The following is a 12,593-nucleotide window of genomic DNA, read 5'->3' on the forward strand; positions in this document are numbered from 1 at the left end:
CAGATCATGCATCAAAAAAAGGAGCTTACCTTTCGATAAGCCCCCTTCAGATAGAAAATGAATGATAATGTTTAATTTTTAGAAATGTCGGGTGGTGTCAGAGGTTGCTGATCCCATCCGCCACCTAATGCTCTGTATACGGCGACACTTGCTTTTAGCTGATTGACTTTCTTTTCAACCAGTTCAAACCTGGATTCCAGTGCATCGCGTTGCGTCAGCAACACTTCCATATAATCAGCACGGGCATATTTGAATAAATCATTGGAAATATCAATGGATCTCGTTAAAGCATCCACTTCCTTAGATTTAATGTTGACACTGCTTTCAAGATTATGAATTTTGGACAACTGATTGGCCACTTCTATATAAGCTCCCAAAACAGTCTGTTCATAGTGATACACCGCCTGAATCTGTTTGGCATTGGCATTGGCATAAGAAGCCTTGATTGCTCTTCTGTTGATCAGGGGAGCAGTCAGTTCTCCCGCAAGATTGAAAAGGAGAGACTGAGGCTTGATGATGTAAAGCGGATTAAAGGCCTGTAATCCTATTCCCGCTGAAAGATCAAGAGAAGGGTAGAACCTTGCTTTGGCTACTTTGATATCCAGTTTTGAGGCAGCCAGTTCATATTCAGCCTGTTTAATATCAGGCCTGTTTTCCAGCAATTCCGAAGGAATTCCGCCATAGACGGCCTGAGGTACAACAGAGTCAAAGGAATCCTGGTTTCTCTCCACAGGTTGCGGAAACCTTCCCACAAGATAATTGATCCTGTTTTCAGCTTCCACGATTTTTTGCTGGATGTCGTACTGCATACCCTGAGTTTTCAAAACCTGCGCTTCAAATCGCTGTACTGCCAGTTCATTAGAACGTGCATTCTTTTTTAAATCCTTGATGATCTCCAGTGCATCACTCTGGATTTTGATATTTTGATTCAAAATAACCAGTTCATTATCCAGCGCCAATAGCTCATAATAAGAATCTGCAATTTCTGAAATCAGATGGGTTACCATGAAGTTTTTCCCTTCAATGCTGGCAAGGTACCGTTGGGCCTGAGCTCTTGTGGCATTATGAAGTTTTCCCCAGATATCAGTTTCCCATTTAGCTTCAGCACCTACTCCGAAGTCAAATAAAGGTTCAGGCATTTCTCTGCCGGGCTCTATTTCCGTATTGGCTTCCATGGCTCCGATATTAGTATAACGGCTTACCTTATCTACTCCGGCTCCGGCTTTTAAACCAACCGAAGGAAGATATTCGCCTTTGCGGGCCCTGATTTCATTTTTAGAAATTTCAATTTCCTGGAGAACAATATTCAGCTCCTGATTATTCTGAAGCGCCTGATTGATCAGTCCCTGGAGTTTCGGATCACTGAAATATTCATCCCATTTTAGTTTTCCCGTATTAATAGTATCATTAGTTGCCGAACTGTATTTCTCAGGAACAGCTTTATTTTCAGCACGCTGTTCTATTTCTATAGGTTTACAGGCAGTAAAACTTAATAAGAAGACTGCCACACCTGCATATTGATATATTCTAGTTTTATTCATAATGGATCATGTCTTCGCTTAATGGAGATTCATCTTCGTCTTTAATCATTTTTTTACCGTCAGACCACTTGGCAAATATGTAATACAGCCCCGGAATAACAATAACACCAAATAAGGTTCCTATAAGCATTCCTCCTAATGAGGATGCTCCGATCGTATGATTTCCGATCGCTCCTGCACCCCTTGCAAATACCAAGGGTACCAATCCTGCTATAAATGCAAATGAAGTCATCAGGATAGGTCTGAAACGGGCTTTGGAGCCTTCCACAGCCGCTTCCAGAATAGAATCTCCTGCCTGACGCCTTTTTACGGCAAATTCTACAATAAGTACCGCATTTTTACCCAATAATCCTATAATCATGATCAGTCCCACCTGAGCATAGATATCATTTTCAAGTCCCATTGCTTTTAACAGTAAGAAAGATCCGAATACCCCTACCGGTAACGAGCAAAGTACCGCAAACGGAATAAGGAAACTTTCATATTGTGCAGCCAGTACCAGATATACGAATACAAGAACAACAAGGAAAACATAAATAGCCTCATTACCACGCTGTGCTTCATCATAAGACAAGCCTTCCCAAGCTACTTTATAGCCGTGAGGAAGAGTTTTGGCAGCCGTTTCATTAATCGCCTGAATAGCATCTGCCGTAGTATACCCTGCCGCAGGAAGTCCGCGGATTGCTGCGGAATTGTACATATTGTAACGGGTGATCTCATTAGGGCCCTGTGTCTTTTTCATCGTCATGAATGCAGAATAAGGAACCATTTCGTCACGGTCGTTTTTTACATACAGATTCATAATATCCGTAGGAAGCCTTCTGAACTCCGGAGAGGACTGTACATACACTTTGAAAAACTGTCCGAAACGAATAAAACCCTGTTCATAGGTACTCCCGATCAGAATATTGAGGTTTTCCATAGCTTTTCCAATGGATACCCCTTTCTGCATTGCGGCATTATTATCAAATACTAGTTCATATTGAGGATAATTAGCTGCAAAGAACGTGAAGACCCCTGTAAGCTCTTTACGTTTTTTCAGCTGGGCGATAAAGTCTTTGTTCACCTTATCAAAATCCTGATAATTCGTGGTTCTGTTAAGGTCAAGCAATCTCATAGAGAACCCTCCGGAAGATCCAAATCCAGGAACAGCAGGCGGTTCAAAAAATTCAATAGTTGCTCCCAGATCTTTTGATTTATTCTCCAGCTCTTCCATCACGTCCTTTACAGAATGATCACGGTCATTCCAGCTTTTAAGGTTGATCAGGCAGGTTCCTGCATTAGAGCCACGTCCTTCTGTCATAATTTCATACCCTGCCAGAGAAGATACAGATTCTACACCATCTACCCCCATTGCTATTTTCTGCAAAGCTCTGGAAACTTTATTGGTCTGTTCCAGGGTAGAACCCGGAGGAGTCTGAATAATAGCATAGATAGTTCCCTGATCCTCATTAGGAATGAAACCGCCGGGAAGTACTTTATTGATCACAAAAATCCCGGCACAAAAAGCAGCCAGAATTCCCCAGGTTATTACTTTTCTGTTGACAATCTTTCTAAGGAATGATGCATATTTACCGGTGATTTTATCAAATCCGCTGTTAAACGCATCTAAAGATTTCGTGAAAATATTGGACTTTTTAGGTTTTCCATGGTTGTTTTTCAATAACATTGCGGCCAATACCGGCGTTAAAGTAAGAGCTACCACGGCTGAAATTACAATAGAACTTGCCATCGTAATGGAAAACTGACGGTAGAACGTTCCTACCGGACCTGTCATAAATGAAATCGGAATAAATACCGCTACCATTACGGCAGTGATGGCAATAATAGCTCCTGCAATCTCACCCATTACTTCTTTCACAGCTTTATAAGGCGAAATATTGCTTTCCTCCATCTTGGCATGAACAGCTTCAATAACAACAATAGCATTATCAACCACAATTCCGATGGCCAGCACCAGGGCAAACAGGGTAACGAGGTTAATGGTTAATCCAAAAAGCTGAATCACGAAGAAAGTACCAATCAAAGAAACCGGAACGGCTATGATTGGAATCAGCGTAGAACGCCAGTCACCAAGGAAAATGAAAACCACAATGGCTACGAGAATAAATGCATCCCTCAAGGTATGTATTACCTGCTCAATAGAAGCATCAAGGAACTGCGAAACGTCATAACTGATTTTATAATCTACGCCGGGAGGGAAGTTTCCTTTCATTTCGGCAAGCTTTGCCTTCACATCTTTGATCACATCATTGGCATTACTTCCGTAGTTTTGTTTTAAAACGATAGAAGCAGACGGGTGCCCGTCAAGATTGGAATAAATATCAAAAAACTCACTGCCCAGTTCTATTTTGGCAATATCTTTTAACTTAACATTTTCTCCTTCTGCATTGGAACGGACGATGATATTTTCGTATTCTTCAGGTTTGTTATACTGCCCCTTATAAGTCAATACATACTCAAGAGACTGTGCCGCAATACCGGAACTCTGTCCGATCCTTCCCGGCCGGCCGATAATACTTTGCTCGCTAATTGCCTTCATCACTTCATCTACAGAAATATCATAAGCACGCATACGGTCAGGGTTTAGCCAGATACGCATCGCATATCTTCGGCTTCCCAGGATCTGGGATCTTGCAATACCATGAATACGGTTGATTTCCGGAATAATATTCACCATGGAATAGTTGTACAGGAATTTTTCATCCATACTTTTATTCGTACTGTAAAGGTTTACATACATCAGCATACTTGGCTGTATCGGGTTTACTACAACCCCTTCTTTCTGTACCAGTTCGGGTAATAAAGGCATTACCTGGTCAACTCTCGTTTTTACAAGAACTACAGCCTCATTCGGATCTGTCCCGGGATCAAATACCACGTTGACAGTTGCCTCTCCGGCACTGGTGGCATCTGTAGTGATATAACGCATTCCCTGAACCCCGTTAATGGCATTTTCAATTGTAATCAGGGAAGATTTTACCAATACATCTGCACTTGCTCCGGGATACGCAATAGAAACGGCAACCGTTGTCGGTGCAATTTTAGGAAACTGTTCGGTAGGAAGCTGCTTCATGGCAAGGCCTCCTATGAACAGGATGACAACCGATATCACAATAGCGAAAACCGGTCGGTGTATTACTTTTTTAAACATAATGCTGCTTTTGGGTTACTCTGCATACAGATCGAGGTTCGACATCACTTTCTCAGGCTTTTGGTATTTTGAACTGATCTTTTGATTCTCCTGAACCATTCGAAGACCATCCAGAAGGATTCTTTCATCCTTTCCAAGCCCTGAAGCCACTACATAAATATGCGGTAATTCAGCAGCAATTTTTATTTCTCTTGCTTTTACTTTATTGTCTTTGGTAATCACGTAGACATATTTCTTTTCCAGTTCCTCAAAGGTGGCTTTCTGAGGAATCATCATGGCATTGGCATAAGGAGAGGTAATAACAATATTTCCTGTTTCACCGTATCGTAAAAGACCTTTTGGATTTGGGAAAGTAGCCCTGTATGCGATATTTCCGGTTTCGTTATTAAAGTCGGATTCTATCGTTTCTACGATACCATCTTGTGTAAATTCTTTTCCGTTAGCCATCATCAGACGTACGTGCAGCGGATTATTGTCTTTTCTGTTGCTCATATGATTCAGATATTCCGCTTCCGGAACATTGAAATAAACCCACATCTTACTGTTATCAGAAAGTTCTGTTACAAGCTCTCCGTCTCCTACAAGACTTCCTTTTCGGACATGCAGTTTTCCTATGATCCCGGAGAAAGGAGCTCTGATTTCAGTGAATCTCAAATGAGTATTCATAGAAGACAGCTCAGCCTGGGCTTTTTCATATTTGGCTTTAGCCATTGCCATTTCCTGAGGCGCAACAATGTTTTTATCAGAAAGATTTTTAGTATTCTGATATTCAATTTCTGCATATCTGGATTCCGCTTTAGCACGGTTAACATCAGATTCGTAAAGGTTAGGCATAATTTTAAACAGCAATTGTCCCTTCTGAACAAACTGTCCTTCATCAACAAAAATAGACTGAATATATCCTTTTTCCTGAGCACGAAGCTCAATATGATTAATAGATCGGACCTGGGCTACATAATCTTTATTAACGAGAGTATCTTTTACAAGAGGGCTTGTTACGTTGAATGATGCAGTTTCTGTCTTTTCTTTTTTTTCAGACTGACAGCCTACAAACAGGAGAATAAGGCACAAGTTGATATACATGAGACTTTTCTTGACCATGATAATATTGTTTTATAATAATTTATAATTGAAAAATAAGGGTACTTACTTTCAAAAACAGATGATGAAAGCAGGTAAGGTTTTCGAAAAAATTATGATAAAATCACAGGCGGATGACCCTGTACTGAATATACAGATCATCATGTAAAGGTGTTAAATGCTCATGCTGAGCCAGTGAAACAGCGATTTGTTGATCGTGAAATATAGTGACGAAGTCTGAGATCAAATGCCAGAAGCCGTCTTTGAAAAGTGCCAGAAGCTCAGTAGAATCCGGATGGTCTACATTATCATCATTTTCCGAATCATTTTCGGAAAGATTCGCTCTGATTTTATTGTAACGGGGATGGCTGATGTTATAAGTGTCATTAGTCTCATGGGTTTTAATAAAGGCAAAAGACTTCTGAATGCTTTTTTTCTGCTGGGTCAGAATATCAGTGGTAAAGTGAAAATCAGATGGAGTATCAGTAGAAATATACTGTTGAATCTGCCCATAATACCAACCCAGAACGGTGAGTAACGCAAACAACAAGCTGTATAAATATTGATAAAATCTTTTCTGCATCCCAGAGACAAAGGTAATTAAACTTCAAAATCAGAGCAAACCATAAAGATTAAAAAAGTGTTAAAAAGTATCATTTTTAGAACCAGGTCTTTTTTGACTAACAAAAAGACGGATCCGGTTACACGGATCTGTGATGATAACCGGAATTTTACAGCAACAAAAACAGATAAAAAATGAATATTGTTTTAACAGGTTCCATAGGGAACATAGGAAAACCGCTCACAAGGCAGCTTATTAAAAACGGTCATTCAGTAACGGTCATCAGCAGTACTGCAGAAAGAACGGCTGCGATTGAGACTCTTGGCGCCAAAGCAGCAACTGGCAGTATGTTTGATGTAGATTTTTTGACAAAAACTTTCAAAGGAGCTGATGTGGTATATTTAATGGAAACCATGGAAGCCGCAGGAGATCTATTTGATAAAAGTGTTGATTTTATCGGAAGTATCTGTACAATCGGACTTCATTACAAAACGGCTGTAGAAAGATCCGGGGTAAAAAAGATTGTCCATCTCAGCAGTATTGGTGCACATACGGATCAGCATACAGGTATTATTGTTTTCCATCATCATGTAGAAAATATTCTGAATGAATTGCCGGAAGAGATTTCAGTTAAATTTATCCGCCCTGTCGGGATTTATTTCAATCTTCTTTCCTTTATTCCCGTGATTAAAAATAAAGGAGCTATAATTTCCAATTGGGGCGGAGACCGGAAAGAGCCTTGGGTTTCTCCGTTAGATATTGCAGAGGTGGTTGCAGAAGAAATAGAAAGACCGTTTGAAGGCAGAATGATCAGATATGTGGCAAGTGATGAAATTTCTCCTGATGAAATTGCAAAGGCTTTAGGCAGCGCAATTGGAATGCCGGATCTGAAATGGAATGTGACTTCAGATGACGAAATCCTGAACAGCTGGCTGAATATTGGTTTTAACGAGCAGGTAGCGAGAGGTTTCGTAGAAACGCAGGCTGCTCAGGGAAGCGGTCTGTTATATGAAGATTATTACAATAGAAAACCGGTCTTAGGAAAAATAAAGCTGGCAGATTTTGCTAAAGAATTTGCCGCCGCTTATCATTATGATCAGTTGACAGAATAAATTTTTAATTCAAAAATAAATCAGGCTGTTTTCAAATTTTAAAAAGCTTCTTGTACCTTTATCATCATGGAAAAACGGATTACTAAAAAGATAGAGTCTATTACTGACTTTCATCGTTCAAGAGGATTGCCGCCGCCGGAACATCCGTTGATCAGTGTGATTGATTACAGTCAGCTGAAACGGCCGGCCGATATCGGTGATGTCAACTGGACGCTCGGTTTTTATCAGATTTCCCTGAAAACGGGAATGAACGGGAAACTGAAATACGGCCAGCAGGAATATGATTTTGATGAAGGAACGATGTTTTTTATTTCTCCTCAGCAGATTTTCAGAATCGAGACAGATCCTGTTCTGAACGAAAAACAATCCGGCTGGATGCTGTTGATTCATCCTGATTTTTTATGGGGTACATCTCTTGCCAAAGGAATAAAACAATATGACTTTTTTAATTATTCCGTGAACGAGGCCTTGTTTCTTTCGAAAAAAGAAGAGACCATTATCGATGGAATAATAAAAAATATTGAACTGGAATACCATTCCAATATCGATAAGTTCAGTCAGAATATTATTATTTCACATTTTGAAACTTTATTGAATTATTCGGAAAGATTCTATGAGCGGCAGTTTATTACAAGAAAAGCCGCCCATCATCAGATTCTTGACCAGCTGGAAGAAATTCTGAGTACATATATGAATGATGAAAATCTGATGTCAAAGGGTCTTCTCACTGTACAGCAGATAGCAGATGCGCTTCATATGTCCCCGAATTATTTAAGCAGGCTTCTTAAAATGCTTACAGGTCAAAGTACCCAACAGCATATTCATGGGCAACTGATTAATAAAGCTAAAGAGATGCTTTCCACTACGGATCTGTCTGTCAGTGAAATTGCTTATGAGCTTGGATTTGAGTATCCCCAGTCTCTGACAAAACTATTTAAAAATAAGACCGGAATTTCTCCGCTGGAATTCAGAACCTCTTTTCAATAAATAAATTTCCAAATATTCTGCTGACATCATTTAAGAAAATAATGTCAGTGGTCTTTAAGAGGCCTAAATTCCAGCAGCATCAATCAATTCAATAATACCGATAGAAAAAAGCGTAAACATTAAATAGACAATATTGTCTATTTAATGTTTACATTTGTTGCATGAAACAGAGAGGACAGGTTGTCATTGACAAAATATTAGATACTGCAGAACGGTTGTTCTATGAACAAGGCTACAGTAATACCGGGATTAATCAGATTATCAGTGAATCTGATATTGCCAAAGGATCTTTATACAAGCATTTCGAAACAAAGGTTGATTTATTGGTTGCATATATTCAGCGCATGCATCAGCTTTGGTTCAGCAGGCTGGAAGCTGGTGTTAATGCAGTGAGTGATCCGAAAGAAAAATTATTGGCTGTTTTCGACCATCATACGAAACGTCAGGAAATTCGTCAATATGGAGGATGTCCGTTTGTCAAAGCAAATGATGAAGCGGGAACAGATGATCCGAGAGTATTGGCTGAAATTCAAGCCACGAAAGTTCACAGTAAAGATTTCATAAAAAAACTGGTGATGAATTCAGGTCACAGACAAATACTGACTGACGGTGAACTTACGGAAACTATTTACATGATGCTGGAAGGTTCAATCGTTACAGCTTCGGTTTTCAAAAAACCGGATACCATACAAGCTGCAAAAAAAATCATTCAAAAGCTGATTTAAAATGAAAACCACAAAAAATAAATGGCTGGAACTGATTATTGTATTATCGGCTCCTTTACTTTCTGTGATCGATGTATTTATTATTAACATCGCAATACCTACCATTAAAAAAGGTATTCATGCTACAGACGGTGAGATGCAGTTCGTTATTGCAGGATACCTGCTCGGTTATGCTGCTTTTCTGATCACAGGTGGAAGAGCCGGAGATCATTTCGGGCGGAAAAAAGTGTTCTTTTGGGGGATGTTTGCCTTTACCGTAGCATCATGTCTGTGTGGATTATCACAATCAGCATTGCAGCTGAATGTCACAAGATTTTTCCAGGGACTAAGTGCTTCATTTATGGTTCCCCAGACTATAGCATTTATTCAGATTCTTTTTACTGATACCAGAGAAAGGGCAAAAGCATTCGGGTTGTATGGAATTACCCTTGGAACGGCTGCCGCGATAGGTCAGGTATTAGGCGGGTATTTATCCGACACCCACTGGATTATAGAAGGATGGAGGCTGGTTTTCTTTATCAACCTTCCGATAGGAATTGTAACACTTTGGGCAACATATCAATACGTAAATGAAACAGAGAAACATGAAAATACCCAATTTGATTATACCGGAGTTCTGATTCTGACCCTGGCTTTATTTTCCCTTATTTATCCTCTTATTCAGGGACGCGAAGCCGGATGGCCATTGTGGAGTTTTGGACTGCTGGGCTTATCTTTTATTTTGTTTGTTTTTTTCATTTACAATCAAAAGCAGAAACTGACTAACAACCAAAACCCTTTAATAGATGTTAGGCTGTTTGGTATCAAAGACTTTAATATCGGACTGATTGCTGTATTGTTCCACTTTATGCTGCATACTGCCTACTTATTATTAAGCGCTGTGTATCTTCAGAACGGACTTGGCATTTCAGCACTGGATTCCGGATTATACTTTATCGTTCCGGGAATTCTGTTTGTTATTTCTTCCGTAATGGCTTCCCGTCTGATTGTAACCTATGGAAAAAGAGTATTACAGATAGGTGTTGCTATTTTAGCAGTTGCATTCTATTTTCAGATGACACTCTGGAAACCGGGAATCAGCATAGGGCTGGTAATCGGATTAATGGGGATGTGGGGATTCGGAAACGGTCTCGTTTTGCCGTCATTATTGAATATTGCTCTTAAAAATGTACCTTCTCAATATGCCGGAGGAGCGGCGGGAATCTATTCAACCTTTCAGCAAACCGCTTCAGCATTGGGCGTAAGTCTAATTGGGGGTGTATTTTTCTATTTTTCAAAAGAAAGCTGGCAGGTTGCATATCATTTTGGGATTATTGGTATATTGGTTTGTCTGCTGATGGTTGGGGTGATGCTGCAATTATTACCGGTTAAACAATCAGGAGTTGACAGGTGATTGTTTATTTTGTGCAAAAAATGAAGAAAATCCGGTTCTTTACAGACATAATGAGCTGTATTTTAATACACATAAGAATGTTATTACTTTTAATCGGGCTGAAGTTCTTTTATCAGAAAAATTAATTATATTTTTGAGTATCGCTTTATTTACGGAGTTTTTACTCAGGTAATCCGATACGCACTATCGATTGTGCAAAAGAAAAAACCTAATATTATGATGAGAAAATATTTTACGTATGCTCTGCTTTTCGGGTTTCCTTTGTTTGGATGCCAGAATACAATAACGGGTCAGACCGCTTATGAGCAGAACTGGATGGAATTGGAAAAAGAAAATAAAGCCAGGTCTTTTGATTCAGATATACAATTAACAGCCGATGAGCTGTCGCTTGATAAAAAACTGTTTCAGCTGAGAAATCAGTTTTTCGCGGAAACGGAAAAACAAAAAATACCGATATACAATAGCTCTTTTAATGAAATAAAACCTCTTATAGAAAAGACTAAAATATTCAGTATTCTTCAGTCTATGCCTAAAGGCGGATTGCTGCATACCCACAGCGGCGGAGTGACGGATGTGAAGTGGGTGATTACAGCAGCAAGGAAATATAAAGAATGCTATGTGTATGATCAGAAAGATAATGATCCGTTTATCTTCGGACAGCTGGCTTTTTTTGAAAATGGAAAAGTGCCGAAAGGATTTGTGAATCTGGACAAGAAATTAAATTCAGACGCTAATTTTGAAAAAAAGCTGCAGGAGCTTTTAATCTTAAAACGGGATAATCTTTGTTCTTACACCAATTACTGGATTGAATTTGAAAAACGTTTTAAACGAATAAGCCTGCTACTGCCTTATCGTCCTTTCTTTAAAGAATATTATATGAAAGGTTTCCGTGATCTGATGAAAGATAAAGTACAGCATGTGGAAATCAGATTTATTTTTGATGAACTCTACGATTTTCAACATGGGAAATATCCTTTGAAAACCTCAATATCAGATTTGCAGGATATTGTTAAAGAAATACATCACTCGGATCCGCAGTTTAGTTTGAAATTAATTTATTCAAGCTTTAAATTTTTAGACCCTAAAAGTATTGAAAAACAACTTGAAACGGCTTTTGAACTGAAGAAGGAATTTCCGGATATGATCTCAGGATTTGATCTTGTTGCGGACGAAGCTGCTGGTAACCGTATTCATTCTTTTCAGCAAAACTGGGAAAAGCTCAATGAGCTTTCAAAAAAATACGGGGTGGATATGCCTCTTTTTCTTCACGCCGGTGAAAGTACTTCAGTCTTTAATAAAAATGTTTTAGATATTTCATTACTGGACAACCGGAGAATCGGGCACGGTCTTAATCTGATCTATTTTCCCAAAACAATGGAGCTGATTAAAAGCCAAAACAAGTTGGTAGAGGTGAGTCCTATCAGTAACCAGGTTCTGGGATACGTAAGCGATATGAGAAACCATCCTGCAAGAGTTTTGCTTAGCAACGGGATACAATGCTCCATCAATAGTGATGATCCGTCAGTATATGGATATGAAGGGCTTAGTTATGATTTCTGGGTTGCTTTTATGTACTGGGAACTGGATGTAAAGGCACTCAAAAAGCTTGTTTTTAATTCAGTTAATTATTCCTCTCTAAATAAAGACGAGCAAAAGAAAGCGACAGAATATCTTAATAAACAATGGGCTGATTTCGTTCAAAAAACAAACTCCACATTGTAAAATAAAGTACTGTCTTATGAAAAAACAACAGCATCATGGATTCATGGTGCTGTTGTTTTAAGACTGAAGATCAGGAAAGAGATTTTGTCTCTTTTTCCGGATTTAAATACGCTGGTGTCTATTTATTATGGGTTCATAAATGATTGTATTGATTGATCTTTTAAAACAGAGATTCTGTTACAACTTTCCTTAATTGGGATACTCAGTTTGTTTTCGTTCTTCTGAACTTTGTCCTGTTAATAATTACAAAGCAATTTATGAGTACAGATAAAAGGGGACAGGCCATTTTATACTGTTTCTAGCTTTAAAAAATAAAA

9 protein-coding genes are annotated in these 12,593 nt (G+C 39.0%); 5 read left to right on the forward strand and 4 right to left on the reverse strand.

All coding sequences use genetic code 11. The features are described 5' to 3' along the window. Nucleotides 1-71 precede the first annotated feature (71 nt). The 4 genes from JO178_RS02380 to JO178_RS02395 form a co-directional block, all read right to left on the reverse strand. Nucleotides 72-1,541, reverse strand: coding sequence for a TolC family protein (locus JO178_RS02380; RefSeq protein ID WP_291931051.1), 1,470 nt, complete (start codon nt 1,539-1,541; stop codon nt 72-74). After that, nucleotides 1,534-4,695, reverse strand: coding sequence for an efflux RND transporter permease subunit (locus JO178_RS02385; RefSeq protein WP_291931053.1), 3,162 nt, complete (start codon nt 4,693-4,695; stop codon nt 1,534-1,536). Before JO178_RS02385 ends, JO178_RS02380 begins: the two co-directional genes overlap by 8 nt. A gap of 15 nt (nt 4,696-4,710) precedes the next feature. Beyond that, nucleotides 4,711-5,796 carry an efflux RND transporter periplasmic adaptor subunit gene (locus JO178_RS02390; RefSeq protein ID WP_291931055.1) on the reverse strand — a complete coding sequence of 362 codons (1,086 nt, stop codon included), beginning with the start codon at nt 5,794-5,796 and terminating at the stop codon, nt 4,711-4,713. Between the two features lie 103 nt (nt 5,797-5,899). Next, a complete protein-coding gene (locus JO178_RS02395; RefSeq protein ID WP_291931057.1) occupies nt 5,900-6,358 on the reverse strand; it encodes a hypothetical protein in 459 nt (152 codons plus the stop codon). 173 nt (nt 6,359-6,531) lie between these two features. Here JO178_RS02395 and JO178_RS02400 point away from each other — a divergent pair, with 173 nt between their 5' ends. From JO178_RS02400 to JO178_RS02420, 5 genes are all read left to right on the forward strand, one after another. Next, on the forward strand, nt 6,532-7,449 hold the full coding sequence (locus JO178_RS02400; protein WP_291931059.1) for an NAD(P)H-binding protein: 918 nt from the start codon (nt 6,532-6,534) through the stop codon (nt 7,447-7,449). A 66-nt stretch (nt 7,450-7,515) separates the two neighbouring features. Further along, the gene (locus tag JO178_RS02405) at nt 7,516-8,436 is read left to right on the forward strand and encodes an AraC family transcriptional regulator (protein WP_291931061.1); all 921 of its coding nucleotides are present in this window, start codon (nt 7,516-7,518) and stop codon (nt 8,434-8,436) included. Between the two features lie 161 nt (nt 8,437-8,597). Then, nucleotides 8,598-9,161: a TetR/AcrR family transcriptional regulator gene (locus tag JO178_RS02410; RefSeq protein WP_291931063.1), complete on the forward strand. Its 564-nt coding sequence runs from the start codon at nt 8,598-8,600 to the stop codon at nt 9,159-9,161. Between the two features lies 1 nt (nt 9,162). After that, nucleotides 9,163-10,554 carry an MFS transporter gene (locus JO178_RS02415; protein ID WP_291931065.1) on the forward strand — a complete coding sequence of 464 codons (1,392 nt, stop codon included), beginning with the start codon at nt 9,163-9,165 and terminating at the stop codon, nt 10,552-10,554. 216 nt (nt 10,555-10,770) lie between these two features. Then, nucleotides 10,771-12,276 carry an adenosine kinase gene (locus tag JO178_RS02420; RefSeq protein ID WP_291931067.1) on the forward strand — a complete coding sequence of 502 codons (1,506 nt, stop codon included), beginning with the start codon at nt 10,771-10,773 and terminating at the stop codon, nt 12,274-12,276. Nucleotides 12,277-12,593: the final 317 nt, after the last annotated feature.

Source organism: Chryseobacterium sp., assembly GCF_019236175.1.
Lineage (GTDB): Bacteria > Bacteroidota > Bacteroidia > Flavobacteriales > Weeksellaceae > Chryseobacterium.